Here is a 21885-nt window from a genome sequence, read left to right on the forward strand (position 1 = left end):
CCTGCTAGGCGGCGTGCTCGTCGAGGAAGGCGCGGGCGGCGTCCACGTCGTCGGGGGTCGTGATGGCGATGCTCGGCACGCCCTTGAGGCCGCGCTTGGCGAGGCCGACCAGCGCGCCGGCGGGTGCCAGCTCGATGATCCCGGTGACGCCCGCGTCGGCGAAGGCCGCCATGCAGAGGTCCCAGCGGACGGGGGAGGCGACCTGGCCGACGAGCAGCTCGAGGAACGCGGCGCCGGAGTCGACGACCGACCCGTCGCGGTTCGTCCAGAGCCGGAGCGTCGGGTCGGAGGGGGTCAGCCCGGCTGCGACGCCGGCGAGGGAGTCGCGGGCGGGCGCCATGTAGCGGGTGTGGAAGGCGCCGGCCACCTGCAGGGGGATCACGCGGGTCCCGCGGAGCGGCTCCGCCTTGAGCGCCTCGAGCGCGTCGACCGCGCCGGCGACGACGATCTGCCCGCCGCCGTTGTAGTTGGCCGGCTCGAGGCCGAGCTCGTCGAGACGGGCGATCAGGGCCTGCTCGTCGCCGCCGAGGACCGCGCTCATCGCGGTCGGCTCGGCGGCGGCCGCAGCGGCCATGGCACGGGCGCGCTCGCGGACGAACACCAGCGCGTCGGCCTCGGTGAGGACTCCGGCTCCGGCGGCCGCGGTGATCTCGCCGACGGAGTGGCCGGCGATGCCCGCGATGCGATCGCGCCGTCCACCCTCGAGGAGGGCGGCGAGGCTCACGAGTCCCGCGGAGACGATCAGGGGCTGAGCGACCGCGGTGTCGCGGATGGTGTCCGCGTCCGAGACGGTGCCGTGCGCGGCGAGGTCGATGCCGACCGCCTCCGAGTGCGCGGCGACCTGCTCGGCCACGGAGGGGATCTCGAGCCAGGGGGCGAGGAATCCGGGGGTCTGGGAGCCCTGACCCGGGGCGACGACGACGATCACGGTATCCAGTCTTCCGATCTGCGCTCGCACGTGCGGCGCGTGGAGCCACTGACAAAGCACAAAGAGCTTGTCGCGGGTCTACAAGTGTTCAGGGGCGGGAGGGGTTCGGCGAGCGGAGGGCCTCAGCGTCGGGACGGCTTCCGGCGGACGGCGCCGTCCGGGTCGCTCATGGAGCCGAGGATGAGGGCGGACTGGAGGATGAGCGCCTCGCGGGCGCCCGTCGCGTCCCAGCCGATCACCTCGGCGACCCGCTTGAGGCGGTAGCGCACCGTGTTCGGGTGCACGAACAGCTCGCGGGCGGTCGCCTCGAGCGAGCGGCCGTTGTCGAGGTAGGCCCACAGCGTGGTCAGCAGCTCGGTCGAGTGCTTCTGCAGGGGCCGGTAGATCTGCGTGATGAGGCTCTGGCGGGCGAGCGGGTCGCCGGCGAGGGCGCGCTCGGGAAGGAGGTCGTCGGCGTTGACCGGTCGCGGCGCGTTCCGCCAGGAGCGGGCGACCGCGAACCCGGCGAGGGCCGCGCGGGCGCTGCGGGACGCCTCGACCAGGGTCGGCACCTCGTGGCCGAGGACGAGGTGGCCCGTCCCGAAGCCGGGCTCGAGCGCCTCCGCGATCTCGAGGAACGCGACCGGCGGACCGGTCTCCTCCGTGGCGTTCTCGCTCGGCTCGGCGCGGCCGATGACCAGGACGAGCCGGCTGCCCTGCACGCCGATCAGCACGTCGGCGTCCATGTGCCGGGCCGTGCGGCGCAGCTGGTCGACGTCGAGCATCTTGGGGGCGGTGCCCACCAGGACGGCGACCTCGCCGTGGCCGTGCCAGCCGAGGGCGGCGATCCGGCTGGGCAGCTCGTCGTCGGCCTCGCCCGTGAGGATCGAGTCGACGACCAGCGCCTCCAGGCGCGCGTCCCAGAGTCCTCGGGCCTCGGCGGCGCGCGCGTAGACGTCGGCCGCGGCGAAGGCGATCTCGCGCGAGTAGAGGAGGATCGCCTCGCGGAGGTCCTCCCCGCCGTTCTTGATCCGGTCCTCGACGACCTCGACCGTCACCTTGATCAGCTGCAGCGTCTGCGTCAGCGAGACGGAGCGCAGCAGCTCGCGGGGAGCGGCTCCGAACACGTCCGCCGCGATCCACGGCGTGGCCGACGGGTCGTCGAACCACGAGATGAACGAGGTGATGCCGGCCTGGGCGACGAGGCCGACCGCCGAGCGCCGACCGGGGGGCATGCTGCCGTACCAGGGCAGCGTGTCCTCGAGTCGCTTGATCGTCTGCGTCGAGAGCTCACCGGCGAGGGTGCGCAGCCAGGCGAGGGTCTGCTCCTTCGTGCGGGGAGCGCCCGGCCGGGTGGCCGGACGCTCCGCCGCAGGAGCAGGACCCCGCGCACTCGACGGTGCGGGTTCCTGCGAGAGCACGGACTCGTCCGTCAGCTCTCGCCGCCCGCGTTGCCGGTGGTGCCGGCGTTGACGTCGAGGAGGCGGTACTTCTCGATCGCCTGGACGGCGAGCGAGGGGTCGACCTCGCCGCGCTTGGCGAGCAGCTGCAGCGTCCGCACGACGACCGAGGGGCCGTCGATCTGGAAGTAGCGCCGCGCCGCCGCACGGGTGTCCGAGAAGCCGAAGTCGTCCGCGCCGAGCGTCGCGAAGTCGCCCGGGATGAACTGGCGCAGCTGGTCGGGGACCTGGTGCGAGAAGTCCGAGACGGCGACGAAGGGGCCCTTCGCGTCGGCCAGCTTCTGCGTCACGTACGGCACCTGCTCGGCGTCCTCGGGGTGGAGGAAGTTGTGCTGCTCGGCCTTGATGCCGTCGCGGCGCAGCTCGTTCCACGAGGTGACCGACCAGACGTCCGCCGAGACGCCCCAGTCCTCTGCGAGGAGCTTCTGCGCCTCGATCGCCCACGGCACCGCGACGCCCGAGGCGAGGAGCTGTGCCTTCGGCCCGTCCCACTGGCCCCAGGAGATGCGGTGGATGCCGCGGACGATGCCCTCGACGTCGACGTCCTCCGGCTCCTTCGGCTGCACGATCGGCTCGTTGTAGACCGTGATGTAGTACATGACGTTCGGGTCGGTGTGCTTCCCGCCGTACATGCGCTCGAGTCCGGACTGCACGATGTGCGCGATCTCGTACCCGTAGGCCGGGTCGTAGCTCACGACGGCGGGGTTGGTCGCCGCGAGGATCGGGGAGTGCCCGTCCGCGTGCTGGAGGCCCTCGCCGGTCAGCGTGGTGCGTCCCGCGGTGGCGCCGATCATGAAGCCGCGCGACATCATGTCGCCGGCCGCCCAGATCGCGTCGCCCGTGCGCTGGAACCCGAACATCGAGTAGAAGACGTAGACCGGGATGAGCGGCTCGCCCTGCGTCGAGTACGAGGTGCCGATCGCGGTGAACGCCGCGAGGGCGCCCGCCTCGTTGATGCCGACATGGAGGATCTGGCCCTGCGGGCTCTCCTTGTAGGCCAGGAGGAGCTCGCGGTCGACCGACGTGTAGTGCTGGCCGCGCGGGTTGTAGATCTTCGCGTTCGGGAAGAACGCGTCCATGCCGAAGGTGCGCGCCTCGTCCGGGATGATCGGGACGACGCGGTTGCCGAAGTCCTTCGAGCGGAGGATGTCCTTCAGGATGCGGACGAACGCCATGGTGGTGGCGATCTCCTGCGTCCCGGAGCCCTTCTTGCCGACCGCGTAGGCCGAGTCCTCGGGAAGGTTCAGCTGCGTGTACTTCGAGCGGCGCTCGGGGAGGTAGCCGCCGAGCGCGCGGCGGCGCTCCTGCAGGTACTCGATCGCCTCGTCGTTCTGACCGGGGTGGTAGTACGGCGGCAGGTAGGGGTTCTCCTCGAGCTGCGCGTCCGTGATCGGGATGCGCATGGTGTCGCGGAACGACTTGAGGTTGTCCAGCGTCATCTTCTTCATCTGGTGGGTCGCGTTGCGGCCCTCGAAGCTGCGGCCGAGACCGTAGCCCTTGATGGTGTGGGCGAGGATGACGGTGGGCTGGCCCTTGTGCTCCGTCGCGGCCTTCATGGCCGCGTAGATCTTGCGGTAGTCGTGGCCGCCGCGGCGCAGGCCCCAGATCTGCTCGTCGGAGTAGCCCTCGACGAGCTTCTTGGCGCGCGGGTCGCGGCCGAAGAAGTTCTCGCGGACGTAGGCGCCGTCCTCCGTCTTGTAGGTCTGGAAGTCGCCGTCGGGCGTCTTGTTCATCAGGTCGAGCAGCGCGCCCTCGGTGTCGCGGGCGAGCAGGTCGTCCCACTCGCGGCCCCAGATGAGCTTGATGACGTTCCAGCCCGCGCCGCGGAAGTACGACTCGAGCTCCTGCACGATCTTGCCGTTGCCGCGGACGGGTCCGTCGAGGCGCTGGAGGTTGCAGTTGACGATGAAGTTCAGGTTGTCGAGGCCGTCGTTCGCGGCGACCTGGAGCTGACCGCGCGACTCGACCTCGTCCATCTCGCCGTCGCCGAGGAACGCCCAGACCTGCTGGTCGGAGGCGTCCTTGATGCCGCGGTTGGTGAGGTACTTGTTCGCCTGCGCCTGGTAGATCGCGTTGATCGGGCCGAGGCCCATCGACACGGTCGGGAACTGCCAGAACTCCGGCATGAGCCGCGGGTGCGGGTAGCTGGAGAGCCCGCCGCCCCGGTGCGACTTCTCCTGGCGGAATCCGTCGAGCTGGTGCTCGCTCAGGCGTCCCTCGAGGAAGGCGCGCGCGTACGGGCCGGGCGAGGCGTGGCCCTGGATGAAGATCTGGTCGCCGCCGCCCGGGTGGTCCTGGCCGCGGAAGAAGTGGTTGAAGCCGACCTCGTACAGCGAGGCGCTCGACGCGTACGTCGAGATGTGGCCGCCGACCCCGATGCCGGGACGCTGCGCGCGGTGCACGAGGATGGCCGCGTTCCAGCGGATCCACGCGCGGTAGCGGCGCTCGACGTCCTCGTCGCCCGGGAAGTCGGGCTCGTTCTCGGGCGCGATGGTGTTGATGTAGTCCGTGGTGGGCACCATCGGCACGCCGAGGTGGAGCTCCTTGGAGCGCTTGAGGAGGCTGAGCATGACGTCGCGCCCGCGACCCCGGCCCCGCTCCTCGACGAGCGCATCGAGCGACTCGTTCCACTCCGACGTTTCCTCGGGGTCCGAGTCCACGTGACCGACGGAATACGGGTCCTGATCGTTAACAGTCACCCTCGACCTCTCTCTGGGGGCAGATCGTGCCCGAGACATCACTCTCATGAAGCGGTGCGGATCCGCGGATCCGGGGCTCGGATGACGAGCCGCGCGCGGGCACCTCCGTCAGCCTAGCGATTCCCGTGCCCCGAACCTGGAATCGCACTGTGGTGATCCACGAGGAATGGGCGCCGACGACTGTAGGAGAGCGCCAGACGGGACGCGTCGACCGGCCCGTGATCGGGGGAGACGGGCCGTTCCTTGGAGTCTGCGCGGAGCGGGTCTAGCATTGCCCCTCGTGCTCGCGCGACTCTCGTGCGCACGGAAGGACATCGGACCGATGGCTCTCGAGAAGCTGACCCTGGCTCCCGACTTCGAACTCGCGAACCAGTACGGCGAGCGCATCCAGCTGGGCGACTTCCACGGGCGGCGCAACGTCGCCCTGGTGTTCTTCCCCCTCGCCTTCTCCGGCACCTGCACGGGCGAGTTCTGCGCGCTGCGCGAGAACCTCTCCCTCTTCGAGCACGCCGACGTGGAGCTGATCGGCATCTCGGTCGACTCCAAGCACACGCTGCGCGCCTGGGGCGAGAAGCAGGGCTACGACTTCACGCTCCTCTCCGACTTCTGGCCGCACGGCGACGTCGCCAAGCAGTACGGCGTGTTCACCGAGGCGAAGGGCTACGCGACCCGCGCGACCTTCCTCATCGACAAGGCCGGCGTCATCCGGGACACGTTCATGACCGCCCCGGGCGAGGCGCGCTCGATCGACGCCTACCGCGCCGCGATCGACGCGCTCGCCCCCGCGCACGTCTGACCCTCCGGAGGCGGACCGCCCCGGTCGTCAGCTGAGGATGTTGACGGCCCGCGAGATCACGAGAGCCAGCAGGACGAATCCGGTGAACGCCTCGGCGATCATCAGGAGCTTCATCCGGCTCGACAGCGGCATCGTGTCGGTCGGGCTGAACGCCATGGTGTTCGTCGTCGAGACCGAGAGGTAGTCGACGAAGCCGGGCCGCCAGTCGGCGCGCTCGGAGGAGGTCGCGGCGACCTCGGGCGCGGTGTCGCGGTAGGTGTCCTGCGGGAAGGCGAAGTCGGCCGCCGGCAGCTCGGTGCGGGGAAGCGTTCCGCGGGCGACCGGACCGCCGCGGTCGAGCTCCCAGAACAGCAGCGCGTACGCGACGACGTTGGTGACCCAGACCTGGAGCGCGGTGAGCAGCAGCGGCGGGCCGTCGGCCGTCCCGTCGACGAGGTCGATCACCACGGCGACCACGTTCACCTGGTTCGCCACGGCGAGCACGACCGCCAGGGCGATGGAGACCCCGCGCGACCAGCGCGTCTCGCTGTCGAGCCGGTGCGGGTTGACGACGAACAGCGGCACGAGCAGCGCGAGCGTGATGCCGGCGGCGACGAGGCGGACCACCGAGGTGTCGGCGCTGTGGCCGGCCACGTTCAGTGCGACGGCCACCAGGATCGCGGCGGAGGCGGGCCAGCGGCTCTCGGCGCGCCGCCTCGCGCGGGAGTCGCTGTCGGCGGTCATGTGCCGAGGCTAGTGCCCGCAGGGGGCCGCTCCGCCTGCCGTAGGATCGAGTCGATCGTCCGCGGGTGCTCCCGCGACGGGGGCCTTTAGCTCAGTTGGTAGAGCGCCACGTTTACACCGTGGATGTCATCGGTTCGAGCCCGGTAGGGCCCACCTCCGTCGATCGGACGCTGCGCGTCAGCGGGACTGGCGGCGCTTGTAGGGCTTCGGCTGGCCCTTGACGATCGGGGCGCGCCCGGTCCCCTTGGAGGCCTTGGCCTTGCCTCCCGACTTCGGGGCCGCCTCCGGCTCGTCGCCGAGCGCGGCGAGCTCCTCGCGGGCCGAGGCGAGGCGCTGCCGCCCGGCCGCGGTGAGGGTCGTGGCGGCGGCACCGGGCTCGAAGAGCGGCTTGCCGAGGTCGAGCTCGACGGCGGCGACGGAGGAGTCGAGCTTCTGCCGCGAGATGCCGAGGCGCTCGGCGGCGCGCACGAAGTGCAGCTCCTCGGCGACCGCCACGAAGTGGCGCAGCTGGCTGATCTTCATCCCGAACCCTTCACGGCCGCTCCCTGCGGCACGACCACGGTACGCGGTCCGGGAGGGGGCGCCGACCGCCGGGAGCGCCACCAGGAGCAGCGGCGACCCGTCGATCCGCGCCAGAGGCCCCGGCGGACATTGCCGGACGGAGGCGGGAGGCCTACGGTCGCGCCCGTGGGCGGTCCCGAAGCCGGCCACGGAGAGAGGCCGACGTGGGCGCGCTCATCTACAGCTCGATCGCGTCGCTCGACGGCTACGTGAACGACGCGGACGGCGGATTCGCCTGGGCGGAGCCGCGACCCGCCGTGCACCGCTTCATCACGGAGCGCGAGGGGCGGGTGCGCACGTACCTGTACGGGCGGCGCATGTACGAGGTCATGCGCGCGTGGGAGCAGACCTGGGCACTGGCGGAGGAGTTCGCGTTCATCCGCGACTTCCAGGAGATGTGGCGGGCGGCCGACAAGGTCGTGTACTCGACGACGCTGGAGTCGGCCGAGACCCGCCGCACCCGCGTCGAGGGCGGGTTCGACCCGGTCGTCGTCGCCGCGCAGGTCAGCGCCGCCGACCACGACGTCTCGATCGGCGGGCCGACCCTCGCCCGGCACGCGCTGCTCGCCGGGATCGTCGACGAGGTGCAGGTCTACACGGTGCCGGTGGCGGTGGGCGGCGGGACCCACTTCCTCCCGTGCGGGTTCCATGCGCGCCTCGACCTGCGCGAGGAGCACCGCTTCGCCGACGGCACGGTCTTCACGCGCTACAGCGTGCGGCGCTGAGACCGGCTACTCGGCGCCGACCAGCGCGGCGATCCGCGAGGCGAGCCGGGCGCCCTGAGCACGTCCGGCGCGGGCGGAGGCGGCGCGGACGGCCGGGTCGAGCGAGTTCGGGCCGAAGGCGCGCACCGACTCCTCGTCGGCGTAGAGCACCTCGACCCGCGAGTCCGCGAGGGCGTCGAGCTCGCCGGTCGGGATCAGGCCCGCGCCGGGCGTGCCGACTCCCGGCAGCGGAGTGACGATCAGGACCCAGTCGGCTCCCGCGGCGAGGTCGGCGTTGCTGCCGGAGCGCACGCCGCCGTCCATGTAGCGCACGCCGTCGATGCTGACGGGTGGCCAGACCCCGGGGACGGCGCAGCTGGCGGAGATCGCGTCGACGAGGCCGACGCCGCTCTCGCGGTCGAACACGCGCAGCTCGCCGGTGGCCGTGTCGACCGCGGTGATGAGCAGACGCTGCTCGGGCCAATCGGCGTCGCCCACGCGGGCCGCGATGACGGCCCGGCGCGTGTCCTCGGGGAGCGTCTCGGCCTCGAGCGCGAGGGTGCCGATGCGGCGCCGCGCGTCCTGGGGCGAGGTCGCGCCCTCGACGGCCGCGGCGAAGAGGGCCTGGAGGCGCTCACCGTCGACGTCCGCTCCGATCTCGGCGGACTCCTCCTGGAGCTGGGCCTCGTACGACTTGTCGAGGCCGGTGCCGGTGCTCAGCTGCGCGGCGACCGCGGAGCCCGCGGAGGTGCCGATGAAGGTCGTCGACGGATCGAGCAGGAGGCGGGCCGCCTCGGGGGAGGCGTCTGCGAGGCCGCGGAGGACGCCGAGCTCCCAGGCGATTCCGGCGAGGCCGCCGCCGGCGAGGACGAGTGCACCAGGCATGGGGGAGGTCCTTTCGATCAGGATCAGGAGGGGGCGGGCGCTGCGGAGCGCCGCAGCACCAACGCTGTCACATCGTCGTGCGCGTCGTCTGCGAGAGCATGCAGACGCTCGAAGAGAGCGGGGTCGTCGTTGCTCCGCACCAGCTCGGCGAGACGGTCGAGCGCGTCGAGGCGCCCGCCGAAGACGTCGAGCAGGCCGTCGCTGCAGGAGAAGAGCGCGTCGCCGGGGGCGAGCACGCGCTGCTCCTCCTCCCAGGAGACGTCGGCGGCGATGCCGAGCGGGACGCCGGTGGAGGCGAGCCGCTCCGTGGTGCCGTCGGCGCGCAGCAGGAGGGTGAGGCCGTGGCCGCTGTCCACGAACGCGACGGCGCCGCTCGCGAGGTCGACCCGGGCGATCAGCGCGGTCGCGAACATCCCGGTCGCGGTCAGGTCGGGCAGGAGCTGGCGGTTGACGGCCTCGACGGCTGCCGCGGGAGGGAGCTCCGGCCGCGCCTGGAACGCGGAGCGTATCGCGGAGGCGACGATCGCCGCCGACACCCCCTTGCCCATCACGTCGACCAGCTCGAGGGAGAGGTCGTCCCCGCTGCGACGCCACGCCGTGTAGTCGCCCGCGACGTCGTGCAGCGGCGTGGTCAGCGAGTCGAGGCTCCACTCGCCGAGGTCGAGGCGCTGGGGCCGGAGCCGCTCCTGCGTCTCGCTCGCGCGTCCGGAGAAGGCGATCTCGCGCAGCTCCCGCTCGGCCCACCGGCCGAGGTCCTCGAGGATCTCGCGCTCCTCCTCCGAGAAGCCGCGCACCTCGCTGTCGATGATGCAGATCGTGCCGACGCGGAGGCCGTCCCCCACGACGAGCGGGCGGCCCGCGTAGAAGCGCACGTGAGGGGATCCGGTGACGACTCCGCGGTCGGCGAACCGCGGATCGGCGGTGGCGTCCTCGACGACGAGGATGTCGCCCTGCTGGACCGTGACGTCGCACATCGAGTCGGCGCGCAGCATCCTGCTCGCCCGCGCCGAGCGCTGGGGCGACTTCGTGAACTGCGTCGACTCCTCGAGGATGTTGATCTCGGCGAGGGGGACGCGCAGGAGCCGGCGGGCGATGCGGGTGATCCTGTCGAAGCGCTCCTGGGGGGTGCTCAGGCCGATCCCGAGCTCGGCGATCGCGGCGAGGCGGGCGCGCTCGGTCGGCTCGCTCACGTGCGGGTCCGGGCGAGTGCCCAGAGGTTCTGCCCGTCGACACGGCGGTAGGAGAACTCGGTGACGAGGGCGTGGATGAACGGGATCCCGCGGCCTGCCTCGTCCCACTCGTCCGGCATGTCGCGGGGGTCGGCGACCTCGGCGGGCGCCTCCTCGGCGGAGTCGTTGAGCGAGGCGCGCAGCTCGGTCGCGTCGACGCGGATCTCGACCAGGCAGATGATGTGCCGGTACGACCGGGCGTGCTGGACGATGTTCGAGGTCAGCTCGACCAGCGCGGTCTCGAACGACATCCGGTCGACCGGCGCGACGCCCGGCTCCTCGAGCCACAGCTCCTCGAGCGCCTCGTGGACGGCGGTGACGCCGTCCTCGGGCGGCGTGCGCACGACGAAGGAGCGCTCAGGCACGGTAGGCCTCCTCGACGGTCTCGGCGCTCCCGAGCAGGCGGTCGAGGTTGGACAGGCCGAGCACCATGGCGGGCTGCTCGCCGGCGGCGGCCACGCGCAGCTCGCCGCCCGCCTTCCGCGCCTCCTTGAGTCCGGCGACGAGGACGCCGAGCCCGGACGAGTCGAGGAACTCGACGGCCGCCAGGTCGACGACCACGCGGACCTCTCCCGCCTCGAGCGCGCGCTGGAGGACCGCTTCGAGCTCCCACGCCGTGGACAGGTCGAGCCGGCCGACGGGGCGGATCACCACGATGTCGGGCTCGATCCGCTCGGTGCTGATCCTCGAGCTGGGCTCCATGGTGTCCTCCTGACGGGACGGCACGCGGTTCCGCAGGGCTCGGAGACGTGGTGAGGACGCGGTCGGGCGCGCGACCGAGGGGCTCCGGATCCGATGCGGGGGTGAATCGGGGAGTTCGTCCGCCTCCGACCGTACAAGGGAACGGGGCGCCCCGTGGGAGGCGTGACCGCATCCGCGCTGCGACACGCGGTGCGCGGCCCCGGGAGGAGGCTCCGCTCAGCCCCTCGCGGCGGCGAGAGCGTCGGCGGCGAGCCGCACGGAGGTGTCCCGGCCGGTCAGCCAGAGCGGCACGGAGCGGGCGCGGAGCCCCGCCGACTCGAGCGCCGGGACCGCGTCCGCGTCCTCCTCGCCGACGAGCCAGGCGTCGAGGAGGCCGCCCCCGCTCCGGGCTCCGTAGTGCCGGCCGACGGCCTCGGCGGAGGTCTCGACGCCGATCGCGGCGAGGCAGGCGTCGGCCATGCCGCGCACCACCGCGCCTCCGATGACGGGGGAGACGCCCACGACGGGTGCGGAGGTCCGGCGGAGGGCGTCCGCGATCCCGGGGACGCCGAGGATCGTGCCGATCGAGACGACGGGATTGGAGGGGGCGACGAGCACCGCGTCGGTGTCGGCGATCGCCTCCAGCACGCCCGGGGCGGGGCGGGCGCTCTCCACCCCCTGCTGGACGAACCGGCGGGCCGGCGCGGACGCGCGCAGCCGCACCCACCACTCCTCGAAGTGGAGGAGCCGCACGCCCTCGCCGGGGAGCTCGACCTCGACGTGGGTCTCGACGTCCTGGTCCGACATCGGCAGCAGGCGGACCCCCAGCGGCCAGCGGGCGGTGATCCGGGCGGTCGCCTCCGAGAGGGTGAGGCCGTCGCGCAGCATCGAGCTGCGGGCGATGTGGGTGCCGAGGTCGAGGTCGCCCAGGGTGAACCACGGCCAGCCGACGCCGAAGGCGGTGAGCTCGGCCGAGACCCGCTCGCTCTCGCCGGCCCGCCCCCAGCCGCGCTCCGTGTCGTTCACTCCGCCGAGCGCGTAGGTGATCGAGTCGAGGTCGGGGCAGACCTTGAGGCCGGTGAGCCACATGTCGTCGCCGGTGTTGACGACGACGGTGATCTCGCTCGCCTCGCCGCCGGCGGCCTCGAGATCGCGGAGGTGCTCGCGGACCGCCGAGGTGAAGCGGGCGCCGCCGACGCCTCCGGCCAGGATCGTGATGCGCATCCGCCCACGCTAGCGGCACGGACGGATTCCTCCCCCGGCGAGCCTTAATGCTGCGGATCCGCGCCGGAAACACCGGGGAAACGTCGAACCCCGACGATGAAGCCCTGTCCCCGGAGCCGGACGGTCCGTCATTGCCTTCGGGCCCGGCGGGGACCACAGTGGGTCCACGTCCCCGGCTCCGCACCGCCCGGCGGAGCACACCGGAGCCGGACAGGGACGCCCGAGCATGGAGGTACCGATGACCATCGTCCGCGCAGCGATCACCCAGACGACCTGGACCGGCGACAAGGAGTCGATGCTCGACAAGCACGAGCGGATGGCCCGGGACGCCGCAGCCGACGGCGCGCAGATCGTCTGCTTCCAGGAGCTGTTCTACGGCCCGTACTTCGGCATCACCCAGGACAAGAAGTACTACCGCTACGCCGAGCCCGCCGACGGGCCGATCGTGCAGCGCTTCGCGGCCCTCGCGAAGGAGCTGGGCGTGGTGATGATCCTCCCGATCTACGAGGAGGAGCAGACCGGCGTCTACTACAACACCGCGGTCGTGGTCGACGCCGACGGGACGATCCTCGGCAAGTACCGCAAGCACCACATCCCGCACCTGGACCGCTTCTGGGAGAAGTTCTACTTCCGGCCCGGGAACCTCGGCTTCCCGGTCTTCGACACCGCGGTCGGCAAGGTCGGCGTCCACATCTGCTACGACCGCCACTTCCCGGAGGGCTGGCGGGAGCTGGGCCTGAACGGCGCCCACCTCGTCTTCAACCCCAACGCCACCAAGCCCGGCCTGTCGAACCGCCTCTGGGAGGTCGAGGGCCCGGCGGCCGCGGTGGCGAACGGCTACTTCGTGCTGCAGCCCAACCGCGTCGGCCGGGAGGACAACGAGTACGGCGACCTCGCGGTCGACTTCTACGGCACCAGCCAGATCATCGATCCGCGCGGGGAGTTCGTCGGCGAGCGGGGCTCGGGCGAGGCCGAGGAGATCCTGATCCGCGATCTCGAGATGGACATGGTGCAGGAGATGCGCGACGACTGGCAGTTCTACCGGGACCGCCGGCCGGAGTCGTACACCAGCATCCCGAAGCCGTGACCGCAGACCGAGACGGGGAAGACCGATGAAGACCCTCATCACCGGCGGGACGGTCGTCAACGCGACCGGCACCGGAGCCGCTGACGTCCTGATCGACGGCGAGACCATCGCCGCCGTCCTCGCCCCCGGCTCCACGCTGCTGGGCTTCGATCTGGCGGCCCACGTCGACCGGGTGATCGACGCGAGCGGCAAGTACGTGATCCCGGGCGGGATCGACGCGCACACGCACATGGAGATGCCGTTCGGCGGCACCTCCGCCTCGGACACCTTCGAGACCGGCACGCGCGCCGCGGCCTGGGGCGGCACGACGTCGATCGTCGACTTCGTGGTGCAGTACCCGGGCGAGAGCGTCGTCGACCGGTTCCAGGCGTGGCAGGAGAAGGCGGCCGGCAACTGCGCGATCGACTACGGCTTCCACCAGATCCTCTCGGACGTGCAGGACTCCTCGCTCGTCGCGATGGATGAGCTGATGCGCGAGGGGGTGACCAGCTTCAAGCTGTTCATGGCCTACAAGGGCGTGTTCCTCTCGGACGACGGGCAGATCCTCCGGGCGTTCCAGAAGGGCGCGGAGAACGGCGCGATGATGATGATGCACGCCGAGAACGGCGCCCTCATCGACGAACTGGTGAAGCAGACCCTCGCCGCCGGGAACACCGCGCCGTACTTCCACGGCACCTCTCGCCCCTGGCAGGCGGAGGAGGAGGCGACGCACCGGGCGATCATGATCGCCGACCTCACCGGCGCGCCGCTGTACGTGGTGCACGTCTCCGCGAAGCAGGCGGTGGAGCAGATCGCCCAGGCCCGCGACCGCGGCATGAACGTCTTCGGCGAGACCTGCCCGCAGTACCTCTACCTCTCGCTCGAGGAGCAGCTCGGCGCTCCGGGCTTCGAGGGCGCGAAGTGGGTGTGCTCCACGCCGCTGCGCTCGAAGGCGGAGGGGCATCAGCACCACATGTGGCAGTCGCTGCGCACCAACGACATCCAGATGGTCTCGACCGACCACTGCCCCTTCTGCATGAAGGGCCAGAAGGACATGGGGATCGGCGACTTCTCGAAGATCCCCAACGGCATCGGCTCGGTGGAGCACCGGATGGACCTGATGTACCAGGGCGTGGTGTCGGGGCAGATCTCCCTGCCGCGCTGGGTCGAGCTCACCTCGACCACCCCGGCGCGGATGTTCGGGATGTACGGGAGGAAGGGCGTCATCCAGCCCGGGGCCGACGGCGACGTCGTCGTCTACGACCCGAGCGGGCACACCTCGATCGGGATCGGCGAGGGCCGCAGCCACCACATGAATATGGACTACTCGGCCTGGGAGGGCTTCGAGATCGACGGCCACGTCGACACGGTGATCTCCCGCGGCAGGGTCGTCGTCGACGACGGCTCCTACGTCGGCACGAAGGGCGACGGGGCGTACATCCCGCGCGGTCTGAGCCAGTACCTGATCTGAGCCGGCACCCGATCCGAGCCAGCACCTGATCGAGCAGAAGGAACCCCATGGACTTCGGAGTCGTCCTCCAGACCAACCCGCCCGCCTCGCGCACCGTCGCGCTCGCCGTCCTCGCGGAGACGCACGGCTTCGACTACGCGTGGACCTTCGACTCGCACCTGCTCTGGCAGGAGCCCTACGTGATCTACTCGCAGATCCTCGAGAGGACGCACCGGATCACGGTCGGCCCGATGGTCACCAACCCCGCCACGCGCGACTGGACGGTCATCGCCTCGCTGCACGCGACGCTCAACGAGATGTACGGGAACCGCACGGTGTGCGGGATCGGACGCGGCGACTCGGCGGTGAGGGTGACCGGAGGAGCTCCGACGACGCTCAAGACGCTGCGGGAGTCGATCCACGTCATCCGCGAGCTCGCCAACAGCCGTCCGGTCGAGTACAACGGCCAGACGCTGCAGTTCCCGTGGAGCCGGGGCTCGTCCCTGGAGATGTGGGTGGCCGCCTACGGCCCGCTCGCCCTGAAGCTCGCGGGCGAGGTCGGCGACGGCTTCATCCTGCAGCTGGCCGACGTGGACATCGCGCGCTGGATGATCGGCGCCGTCAAGGAGGCGGCGGCGAACGCCGGCCGGGATCCCGAGTCGCTGCAGTTCTGCGTCGCGGCGCCGATGTACGTCGGCACCGACCGGGAGCACATGCGCGACCAGTGCCGCTGGTTCGGCGGGATGGTCGGCAACCACGTGGCCGACATCGTGGGCCGCTACGGCGCCTCCGGAGCGGTGCCGCAGGCGCTGACGGACTACATCGCCGGGCGCGAGGGCTACGACTACAACGAGCACGGCCGCGCGGGCAACAGCCACACCGCCTTCGTGCCGGACGAGATCGTGGAGCGCTTCTGCGTGCTGGGCACGGCGGACGAGCACGTCGAGAAGCTCCGGGCGCTCGCCGACATCGGCGTGACGCAGTTCGCGGGCTACCTCCAGCACGACAACAAGGAGGAGACGCTGCGCGTGTACGGCGAGCGGATCATCCCGGAGCTGCGCGAGCACATCGTGGCCCGCGCATGAGACCGGCCCTCGCGCGCGGGCTCGTGCTCGGCGCCGCCGGGCTGCTCCTGCTCGCGCTGGTGTGGGAGGGCTGGAAGGCGCTCGGGCCCGAGGCCGGGGTGGTCGTCGGAGGAGTCACGGTGCTCCCGCGCACGAGCGCCATCGCGATGCCCCACCTCTGGGAGATCGCGGCCCGGCTCGGCGAGCCGGTCACCGGAGCGCGGAACGCCCCGGCGCTCTGGTCGGCCGTCGTGGGGGCGAGCGCCTTCTCGCTCGGGATCGCCGCGGTCGGCTGGGTCGTCGGCACGGTCGTGGGGCTGCTCCTGGCTCTCCTGATGCAGCGGTTCCGCACGGCGGAGTCGGCGGTGCTGCCCTGGATCGTGCTGAGCCAGACGGTGCCCCTGATCGCGATCGCCCCACTGGTGCGGCGCTGGGGGTCGCAGCTCGAGCTCGGACCGGTGACCTGGGAGAACTGGATGTCGGTGGCCCTGATCGCCTCCTACCTCGCGTTCTTCCCCGTCTCGATCGGGGCGCTCCGCGGGCTCGGCTCGCCGACGGCCCACCAGGTCGAGCTGATGCACGTGTACGGCGTCGGCTGGTGGAAGACGCTGGTGCGCCTGAGGCTGCCGGCGAGCGTGCCCTACCTGCTGCCGGCCCTCCGGCTCGGAGCGGTCAGCGCCGTCGTCGGCACGATCGTCGCCGAGGTCTCGATCGGCCTGCGCGGCGGGATCGGCCGCATGATCATCGAGTTCGCCTCCGCTGCCGGAGGCGACCCCGCCAAGCCCTGGGCGCCGATCCTCGGGGCGGTGCTGGTGGGCCTCGCGGCCGCCGGCGCCGTCGCTCTGCTCGGCACCCTCCTCCGTCCGTACCGCCGAGGGGAGCAGCCCGCATGAGCCCTGCAGGATCCGCGGTCGTCGTCGACTCCGTCACGAGGACCTTCACCACCGCCCGCGCCGCGAGCGTCACGGCGCTCCAGGACGTCTCGCTCGAGGTGGCCGCGGGGGAGTTCGTCTCGCTGATCGGCCCGTCCGGCTGCGGCAAGTCGACGCTGCTGCGGCTGATCGCCGACCTCGACGAGCCGGACTCCGGCTCGATCGCCGTGTTCGGCAAGACGGCCCGGCAGGCGAGGCTCGACCAGGACTACGGGATCGCGTTCCAGCAGGCGGGCCTCCTGCCGTGGCGCACGATCCGGGCGAACATCGCCCTGCCGCTGGAGCTGCACGGCGTCGCCGCGACCGCCCGGCGCTCGCGCGTCGACGAGCTGCTGGCACTGGTCGGGCTCGGCGACTTCGCCGACTCCTACCCGGACCAGCTCTCCGGCGGGATGCAGCAGCGCGTCGCCATCGCGCGGGCGCTCGCCGAGAGCCCGCGCCTGCTCCTCATGGACGAGCCGTTCGGGGCGCTCGACGAGATGACCCGCGAACGGATGCAGACGGAGCTGCTGCGGATCCGGCGCGAGACCGGCGCCGCCGTCGTCTTCGTCACCCACTCGATCCCGGAGGCGGTGTTCCTCTCGGACCGCGTCGTGGTGATGTCGCCGCGGCCGGGCAGGATCCGCGACGTCCTCCCGGTCGGACTCCCCGGAGCATCCGAGCGCGACGCGGCGGTCAGGGAGGACACGGCGTTCTTCCGCGACGTGAGCGCCGTGCGCGAGCTGCTGCACGGCGATCCCGCCGCCGTGCCGCGCGGAGTGGAGAACCGGTGAGCACGACCGCGCTGGCGCGCAGCGTGCTCGCGCCGCTCGTGCTCGGGATCGCCGCGGTCCTGCTCTGGCAGGCCGGGGTCACCGCTCTGGCGATCCAGCCGTTCGTGCTCCCGTCGCCGCTGGCGATCGGACAGGAGTTCGCCGCGAACCTCGGCTCCGTCGCCGAGGGCAGCGCGGTGACCGGCCGCAACGCGCTGGTCGGCCTGCTGGTCGGCGCGGTGCTGGCGGTCGTGGTCGCCGGGCTCTCGGCGCTCGCGCGGGTCTTCGACGGACTGGTCGCGCCGATCGTGGCCGCGGCCGCCGTCGTGCCGATCGTCGCCCTCGCTCCGGTGCTCTACACGATGTTCGGAGCGAACGCCGAGACCGCGAGGCAGCTCGTCGCGGCGCTCGCCGTGTTCGTGCCGGTGTACGTGACGACGCTGCGCGGGCTGCGGCAGGCCGCTCCGGTGCACCGCGACCTGCTGAAGGCCTACGCGGCGACCCCCTGGCAGACCGCCCGCACGATCACGCTGCCGGGAGCGGTGCCCTACGTCTTCACGGGGCTCCGCATCGCCTCCTCGCTCGCGGTGATCTCGGCGCTGGTCGCCGAGTACTTCGGCGGACCCGTGGGCGGGCTCGGCAAGTCGATCACGACGGCGGCCTCGGGCAGCGACTACGCGCTCGCCTACGCCTACGTCCTGGGCGCCGTGCTCGTCGGCCTCGCGTTCTACTGCGTGACGGCCGCGCTCGAGGCGTTCGCGCTGCGCCGCAGCCGGCTGCGCTGAGCGCGGCGCCGCGCGTCCCCGCACCCTCCTCGATCCTCCCGATTCCCGATTCCCGACTCCACCCGACGCACCATCCGCACCGCCCGCATCATCAGCGCCACCTGCACCACAGCACCACCTGCACCGCCGCACCACGGGGCGCGCCGCACCGGCGACCCCGCAGACCGCACCAGGAGGACCCGTGACCAGACGCACCCGCATCACCCTGACGACGACCGCCGCCTTCGCGGCCGTGGGCCTCGCGCTCACCGGCTGCAGCGCCTCCGGCGGCTCCGACCCGGGGTCGGCTTCCAGCTCCGGCGGCCTCGCGCCGGTCACCCTGCAGCTGCAGTGGGTGGCCCAGGCGCAGTTCGCCGGGTACTACGCCGCGCTCGACCAGGGCTACTACGAGGACGAGGGCCTCGACGTGACGATCGCCGAGGGAGGCGGCGACATCGTCCCCCAGGACGTGCTCGCCTCGGGCGACGCGGACTACGCGATCTCCTGGGTGCCCAAGGTCCTCGGCTCGATCGAGCAGGGGGCCGGGATCACCGACGTCGCGCAGATCTTCGAGCGCAGCGCCACCACGCAGATCTCCTTCAAGGACAAGGGGATCACCTCGCCCGCCGACCTCGCCGGGAAGAGCGTGGGCAGCTGGGGCTACGGCAACGAGTGGGAGCTGTTCGCCGGCATGCAGAAGGACGGCGTCTCCCTCGACGACATCTCGCTGGTGCAGCAGCAGTTCGACATGAACGGCTTCCTCGCGGGCGACATCGACGCGGCCCAGGCGATGACCTACAACGAGTACGCCCAGGTCCTGGAGACCGTGAATCCCGCCACAGGCGAGCTGTACCAGCCGGACGATCTGAACGTCATCAGCTGGAACGACGTGGGCACCGCGATGCTCCAGGACGCGATCTGGGCGGACGCGGGCAGGCTCGCCGACGACGACGCGTACGCCGAGCAGACGGTCGCCTTCATCAAGGCCTCGATCAAGGGCTGGATCTTCGCGAAGGACGATCCGCAGGCGGCGGCCGACATCGTCACCGCGGCCGGATCCACCCTCGGCACCAGCCACCAGCTCTGGATGACCAACGAGGTCAACAAGCTGATCTGGCCCTCGACGAGCGGCGTCGGGATGATCGACGAGGCCGCGTGGCAGCAGACGGTCGACATCGCGAAGGAGACGGAGAACGAGACGGGGGCGACGATCATCAGCGCGGACCCGCCCGCCACCGCCTACTCGAACGAGTACGTCGAGGAGGCGCTCGCGGAGCTCGCCGACGAGGGAGTGGACACGAGCGGTGCCGACTACGCGCCGATCGACGTGACGCTGGAGGCCGGCGGCGCCTGAGCCCGGACTCCGCCCCTCCCGGCTCCTCCCGGGCCCCTCCCGCCCCGGAGGGGCCCGGGAGGGGTAGGCTGGATCCTCGTGACTACTTTCAAGAAGACGCCGTTCACCGTGAACGTGCGCGACCTCGTGAGGCGGCCGGGCGAGATGCGCGAGCACCGCCTCGAGCTCGAGGCGCCGGAGCCGTTCGGCGAGGGGATCGTCGCGGTCCGCAAGGGATCGGCCGTCGATCTCGACGTCCGGCTCGAGTCCGTGCACGAGGGGATCCTGGCCAGTGTCGAGGTGTCGGCGAGGGCCGACGGCGAGTGCAGCCGGTGCCTGACCGACATCTCCCTGCCTGTCGATGTCGAGTTCCAGGAACTTTTCGCGTACTCTTCTGACGAAGCTTTCGACTATGAGGTTCACGACGACCACGTGGATCTTGAACCTCTGGTCAGGGATGCGGTGGTTCTGTCGCTGCCGTTCCAGCCGGTCTGCCGGCCGGACTGTCCGGGCCTCGACCCCGTCACGGGGGAGCGGCTGGCCGATTCCTCCACGCCCGAACCCGAGGCGCCGCGCGACTCCCGGTGGGCCGCGCTCGCAGGGTTGAGCGAGGGGGACGGCGGGGCCGCAGCGCCCGGAGCTTCCACCGACAGAGCTTCCGCAGACAGCGGTGAGGGCGCGACCGCCCGCACCGAATCCGACTAGAGGTAGAGAAGAGAGAATCATGGCCGTTCCCAAGAGGAAGAAGTCCCGCGCGAACACCCACGCCCGTCGTTCGCAGTGGAAGGCCGAGGTCCCCACCCTCGTCAAGACCATCGAGAACGGCAAGGTCGTCTACAGCCTTCCCCACCGCGCCAAGGTCGTCGAGGACTCCGCGGGCACCGCGCTGTTCCTCGAGTACAAGGGCCGCAAGGTCGCCGACGTCTGATCCCGCTCCTGGTCCGCACGGCGCGGGGCGCACCGCCTCTCGACGAACGGACCGCGGTCCATGGTGAACCAGACCTCCGCACGACCCTCCAGCGACGACCGGTCGCGTCTGGAGGCCACGCTCGGCGTGAGCCTCGACGGTGAGCTCTTCGAGCTCGCCCTGACGCACCGGTCGTTCGCTTTCGAACACGGCGGCATCCCGCACAACGAGCGCCTCGAGTTCCTCGGCGACTCGATCCTCGGGCAGGCCGTGACCGTCATGCTCTACACCGAGTACCCCGCCCTCAGCGAGGGCGACCTGGCCAAGCGCCGGGCGAGCCTCGTCTCGACCGTCGCGCTCGCCGAGATCGCCCGCGGCATCGGCCTGGGCGAGTTCCTCCGCCTCGGACGCGGCGAGGAGCTGACCGGCGGCCGCGACAAGGCGTCGATCCTCGCCGACACCGTCGAGGCCATCATCGGCGCCGTCTACCTGGGCACCGGGCCCGACGCGGCCCGCGACCTGGTGCTGCGCCTGATCGCCCCTCTGCGGGCCGATCCGCTCCGCTTCGGCGTCTCGATGGACCCGAAGACGAGCCTCCAGGAGGCGGCCGCCGAGCGCGGTGCGCCGGCCCCGCGCTACGAGATCGCCGCCACCGGCCCCGACCACAACAAGGTGTTCGTCGCCACCGTGATCGTCGGCGGACTCGTCACCGCCCGCGGCGAGGGGACGAGCAAGAAGGCGGCCGAGATGGCCGCCGCGCTCGACGCGTGGAGGCGTCTGGCGGCCCCCGGCGCACCCGTCGCTCCAGCGGTCTCGGACTGACCGTGCCCGAGCTGCCCGAGGTCGAGGTGGTGCGGGCAGGTCTCGCTCCCGCGGTCACCGGCTCCCTGGTGACCGGCGTCGAGATCGTCGACGAGCGCTCGCTGAAGCGGCACGTGCATCCGCACGGGACCTTCGAGCGCCTGCTCGTCGGGCGCCGGCTCGAAGCGGCGGTGCGGCGCGGGAAGTTCCTCTGGCTGCCCGCGGGCCGCGACGAAGCGCTGCTGGTGCACCTCGGCATGAGCGGTCAGGTGCTGCTGCGCACGGCGGATGCGGCGCTGCCGCGGCTGGCGCGCATCCGGATCGGGATCGAGCACCCCGAGCACGGCGAGCTCGCCCTGCACTTCGTCGACCAGCGGATCTTCGGCTCGATGGCGGTCGACGCTCTGGTGCCGACCCCGGACGGAGCGCCGGGCGGCTACGCGGGCGTGGAGGCCCGCGGAGGCGGCTGGCTGCGCGCCGTGCCCTCGCAGGTCGCGCACATCGCCCGCGATCCGCTCGACCCCTCCTTCGACCTGGGCTCGGTCGTCGCGTCGCTGGCGAGGAGGAGCAGCGGGATCAAGCGGGCGCTGCTCGACCAGACGCTCGTGAGCGGCATCGGGAACATCTACGCGGACGAGTCGCTGTGGGCGGCGGAGCTGCACCCGGAGCGGCCGAGCTCGTCGCTCGGCGAGGCGCGCATCCGCCGCCTCTTCGCCGAGGTCCGCTCGGTGCTCGAGCGGGCGCTGGCCGAGGGCGGCACCAGCTTCGATGCGCAGTACGTGAACGTGAACGGCGCCTCCGGCTACTTCTCGCACAGCCTGCACGCCTACGGGCAGACGGGGAAGCCGTGCGCCCGGTGCGGCGAGGCGATCGTGCGGGTGCCGTTCATGAACCGCTCCTCGCACCTCTGCCCGCACTGCCAGCAGCTGCCGCGCTGAGGCACCGGA

The 21885-nt window shown here is 71.7% G+C and carries 23 protein-coding genes and 1 tRNA gene; 14 read left to right on the forward strand and 10 right to left on the reverse strand.

Annotated features, from left to right (window positions below):
* Window positions 1-4: 4 nt before the first annotated feature.
* The 3 genes from C5C37_RS11275 to aceE all read right to left on the reverse strand — a co-directional run bounded on the left by C5C37_RS11275 (window position 5) and on the right by aceE (window position 5066).
* The gene (locus C5C37_RS11275; RefSeq protein ID WP_104250961.1) at window positions 5-928 is read right to left on the reverse strand and encodes an ACP S-malonyltransferase; all 924 of its coding nucleotides are present in this window, start codon (window positions 926-928) and stop codon (window positions 5-7) included.
* 122 nt (window positions 929-1050) lie between these two features.
* Window positions 1051-2217 (reverse strand): CdaR family transcriptional regulator, encoded by a 1167-nt coding sequence (locus tag C5C37_RS11280; RefSeq protein WP_181027189.1) that lies wholly within the window; start codon window positions 2215-2217, stop codon window positions 1051-1053.
* Between the two features lie 122 nt (window positions 2218-2339).
* Window positions 2340-5066 (reverse strand): pyruvate dehydrogenase (acetyl-transferring), homodimeric type, encoded by a 2727-nt coding sequence (gene aceE / locus C5C37_RS11285; RefSeq protein ID WP_104223467.1) that lies wholly within the window; start codon window positions 5064-5066, stop codon window positions 2340-2342.
* A gap of 322 nt (window positions 5067-5388) precedes the next feature.
* On the opposite strand from aceE, the gene C5C37_RS11290 reads away from it, so the two are divergent.
* Window positions 5389-5862, forward strand: a complete 474-nt coding sequence (locus tag C5C37_RS11290) for a peroxiredoxin (RefSeq protein ID WP_104223507.1) — start codon at window positions 5389-5391, stop codon at window positions 5860-5862.
* A gap of 27 nt (window positions 5863-5889) precedes the next feature.
* Here the strand turns inward: C5C37_RS11290 and C5C37_RS11295 are convergent, their stop codons facing one another.
* On the reverse strand, window positions 5890-6585 hold the full coding sequence (locus C5C37_RS11295) for a hypothetical protein (protein WP_104226669.1): 696 nt from the start codon (window positions 6583-6585) through the stop codon (window positions 5890-5892).
* A gap of 80 nt (window positions 6586-6665) precedes the next feature.
* Here C5C37_RS11295 and C5C37_RS11300 point away from each other — a divergent pair.
* Window positions 6666-6738 (forward strand) — tRNA-Val (locus tag C5C37_RS11300).
* Between the two features lie 24 nt (window positions 6739-6762).
* Here C5C37_RS11300 and C5C37_RS11305 read toward each other — a convergent pair.
* The gene (locus tag C5C37_RS11305) at window positions 6763-7107 is read right to left on the reverse strand and encodes a LysR family transcriptional regulator (RefSeq protein WP_104223469.1); all 345 of its coding nucleotides are present in this window, start codon (window positions 7105-7107) and stop codon (window positions 6763-6765) included.
* A 203-nt stretch (window positions 7108-7310) separates the two neighbouring features.
* Between C5C37_RS11305 and C5C37_RS11310 the strand changes: the two genes are divergently transcribed.
* Window positions 7311-7871 carry a dihydrofolate reductase family protein gene (locus C5C37_RS11310; protein WP_104226668.1) on the forward strand — a complete coding sequence of 187 codons (561 nt, stop codon included), beginning with the start codon at window positions 7311-7313 and terminating at the stop codon, window positions 7869-7871.
* 6 nt (window positions 7872-7877) lie between these two features.
* Here C5C37_RS11310 and C5C37_RS11315 read toward each other — a convergent pair whose 3' ends face one another.
* The 5 genes from C5C37_RS11315 to cofD form a co-directional block, all read right to left on the reverse strand.
* Window positions 7878-8735 (reverse strand): patatin-like phospholipase family protein, encoded by an 858-nt coding sequence (locus C5C37_RS11315; protein WP_104338954.1) that lies wholly within the window; start codon window positions 8733-8735, stop codon window positions 7878-7880.
* A 23-nt stretch (window positions 8736-8758) separates the two neighbouring features.
* Window positions 8759-9925: a PP2C family protein-serine/threonine phosphatase gene (locus C5C37_RS11320; RefSeq protein ID WP_181127411.1), complete on the reverse strand. Its 1167-nt coding sequence runs from the start codon at window positions 9923-9925 to the stop codon at window positions 8759-8761.
* On the reverse strand, window positions 9922-10329 hold the full coding sequence (locus tag C5C37_RS11325; protein WP_104223473.1) for an ATP-binding protein: 408 nt from the start codon (window positions 10327-10329) through the stop codon (window positions 9922-9924). The genes C5C37_RS11320 and C5C37_RS11325 overlap by 4 nt, the downstream gene beginning before the upstream one ends.
* On the reverse strand, window positions 10322-10666 hold the full coding sequence (locus tag C5C37_RS11330; protein WP_104223474.1) for an STAS domain-containing protein: 345 nt from the start codon (window positions 10664-10666) through the stop codon (window positions 10322-10324). Before C5C37_RS11330 ends, C5C37_RS11325 begins: the two co-directional genes overlap by 8 nt.
* Window positions 10667-10882: 216 nt before the next feature.
* Complete coding sequence (gene cofD, locus C5C37_RS11335; protein ID WP_104260989.1) at window positions 10883-11869, reverse strand: 2-phospho-L-lactate transferase; 987 nt, start codon at window positions 11867-11869, stop codon at window positions 10883-10885.
* 238 nt (window positions 11870-12107) lie between these two features.
* Between cofD and C5C37_RS11340 the strand changes: the two genes are divergently transcribed.
* The 11 genes from C5C37_RS11340 to mutM all read left to right on the forward strand — a co-directional run bounded on the left by C5C37_RS11340 (window position 12108) and on the right by mutM (window position 21876).
* Complete coding sequence (locus tag C5C37_RS11340) at window positions 12108-12956, forward strand: nitrilase-related carbon-nitrogen hydrolase (protein ID WP_104223476.1); 849 nt, start codon at window positions 12108-12110, stop codon at window positions 12954-12956.
* A 25-nt stretch (window positions 12957-12981) separates the two neighbouring features.
* Window positions 12982-14406, forward strand: coding sequence for a dihydropyrimidinase (hydA, locus tag C5C37_RS11345; RefSeq protein ID WP_104234202.1), 1425 nt, complete (start codon window positions 12982-12984; stop codon window positions 14404-14406).
* Window positions 14407-14453: 47 nt separating this feature from the next.
* Window positions 14454-15470: a TIGR03842 family LLM class F420-dependent oxidoreductase gene (locus C5C37_RS11350; RefSeq protein WP_104269252.1), complete on the forward strand. Its 1017-nt coding sequence runs from the start codon at window positions 14454-14456 to the stop codon at window positions 15468-15470.
* The gene (locus C5C37_RS11355; protein WP_104273343.1) at window positions 15467-16342 is read left to right on the forward strand and encodes an ABC transporter permease; all 876 of its coding nucleotides are present in this window, start codon (window positions 15467-15469) and stop codon (window positions 16340-16342) included. The genes C5C37_RS11350 and C5C37_RS11355 overlap by 4 nt, the downstream gene beginning before the upstream one ends.
* The gene (locus C5C37_RS11360; RefSeq protein WP_104226661.1) at window positions 16339-17154 is read left to right on the forward strand and encodes an ABC transporter ATP-binding protein; all 816 of its coding nucleotides are present in this window, start codon (window positions 16339-16341) and stop codon (window positions 17152-17154) included. The genes C5C37_RS11355 and C5C37_RS11360 overlap by 4 nt, the downstream gene beginning before the upstream one ends.
* Complete coding sequence (locus C5C37_RS11365) at window positions 17151-17918, forward strand: ABC transporter permease (RefSeq protein WP_104226660.1); 768 nt, start codon at window positions 17151-17153, stop codon at window positions 17916-17918. Before C5C37_RS11360 ends, C5C37_RS11365 begins: the two co-directional genes overlap by 4 nt.
* A 181-nt stretch (window positions 17919-18099) precedes the next feature.
* Window positions 18100-19251, forward strand: coding sequence for an ABC transporter substrate-binding protein (locus C5C37_RS11370; protein ID WP_258063325.1), 1152 nt, complete (start codon window positions 18100-18102; stop codon window positions 19249-19251).
* Between the two features lie 144 nt (window positions 19252-19395).
* On the forward strand, window positions 19396-19935 hold the full coding sequence (locus tag C5C37_RS11375) for a DUF177 domain-containing protein (protein ID WP_104288506.1): 540 nt from the start codon (window positions 19396-19398) through the stop codon (window positions 19933-19935).
* A gap of 19 nt (window positions 19936-19954) precedes the next feature.
* Entirely contained in the window at window positions 19955-20158 is a 204-nt protein-coding gene (gene rpmF / locus C5C37_RS11380; RefSeq protein WP_104223482.1) for a 50S ribosomal protein L32, read from the forward strand.
* Between the two features lie 60 nt (window positions 20159-20218).
* Entirely contained in the window at window positions 20219-20959 is a 741-nt protein-coding gene (gene rnc, locus C5C37_RS11385) for a ribonuclease III (RefSeq protein ID WP_104338955.1), read from the forward strand.
* Window positions 20960-20961: 2 nt separating this feature from the next.
* Window positions 20962-21876 (forward strand): bifunctional DNA-formamidopyrimidine glycosylase/DNA-(apurinic or apyrimidinic site) lyase, encoded by a 915-nt coding sequence (gene mutM / locus C5C37_RS11390; protein WP_104269249.1) that lies wholly within the window; start codon window positions 20962-20964, stop codon window positions 21874-21876.
* Window positions 21877-21885 lie beyond the last annotated feature (9 nt).

It is taken from the genome of Rathayibacter sp. AY1F9 (assembly GCF_002932155.1).
Classification (GTDB): domain Bacteria; phylum Actinomycetota; class Actinomycetes; order Actinomycetales; family Microbacteriaceae; genus Rathayibacter.

Excerpts from the sequence above, each read along its gene's own strand:
- C5C37_RS11330 (WP_104223474.1), bottom strand. The coding sequence starts at position 10,666 with ATGGAGCCCAGCTCGAGGATCAGCACCGAGCGGATCGAGCCCGACATC.
- rnc (WP_104338955.1), top strand. The coding sequence starts at position 20,219 with ATGGTGAACCAGACCTCCGCACGACCCTCCAGCGACGACCGGTCGCGT.
- cofD (WP_104260989.1), bottom strand. The coding sequence starts at position 11,869 with ATGCGCATCACGATCCTGGCCGGAGGCGTCGGCGGCGCCCGCTTCACC.
- hydA (WP_104234202.1), top strand. The coding sequence starts at position 12,982 with ATGAAGACCCTCATCACCGGCGGGACGGTCGTCAACGCGACCGGCACC.
- C5C37_RS11295 (WP_104226669.1), bottom strand. The coding sequence starts at position 6,585 with ATGACCGCCGACAGCGACTCCCGCGCGAGGCGGCGCGCCGAGAGCCGC.
- C5C37_RS11305 (WP_104223469.1), bottom strand. The coding sequence starts at position 7,107 with ATGAAGATCAGCCAGCTGCGCCACTTCGTGGCGGTCGCCGAGGAGCTG.
- rpmF (WP_104223482.1), top strand. The coding sequence starts at position 19,955 with ATGGCCGTTCCCAAGAGGAAGAAGTCCCGCGCGAACACCCACGCCCGT.
- C5C37_RS11355 (WP_104273343.1), top strand. The coding sequence starts at position 15,467 with ATGAGACCGGCCCTCGCGCGCGGGCTCGTGCTCGGCGCCGCCGGGCTG.
- C5C37_RS11350 (WP_104269252.1), top strand. The coding sequence starts at position 14,454 with ATGGACTTCGGAGTCGTCCTCCAGACCAACCCGCCCGCCTCGCGCACC.
- C5C37_RS11315 (WP_104338954.1), bottom strand. The coding sequence starts at position 8,735 with ATGCCTGGTGCACTCGTCCTCGCCGGCGGCGGCCTCGCCGGAATCGCC.
- C5C37_RS11340 (WP_104223476.1), top strand. The coding sequence starts at position 12,108 with ATGACCATCGTCCGCGCAGCGATCACCCAGACGACCTGGACCGGCGAC.
- C5C37_RS11375 (WP_104288506.1), top strand. The coding sequence starts at position 19,396 with ATGCGCGAGCACCGCCTCGAGCTCGAGGCGCCGGAGCCGTTCGGCGAG.
- C5C37_RS11290 (WP_104223507.1), top strand. The coding sequence starts at position 5,389 with ATGGCTCTCGAGAAGCTGACCCTGGCTCCCGACTTCGAACTCGCGAAC.
- C5C37_RS11360 (WP_104226661.1), top strand. The coding sequence starts at position 16,339 with ATGAGCCCTGCAGGATCCGCGGTCGTCGTCGACTCCGTCACGAGGACC.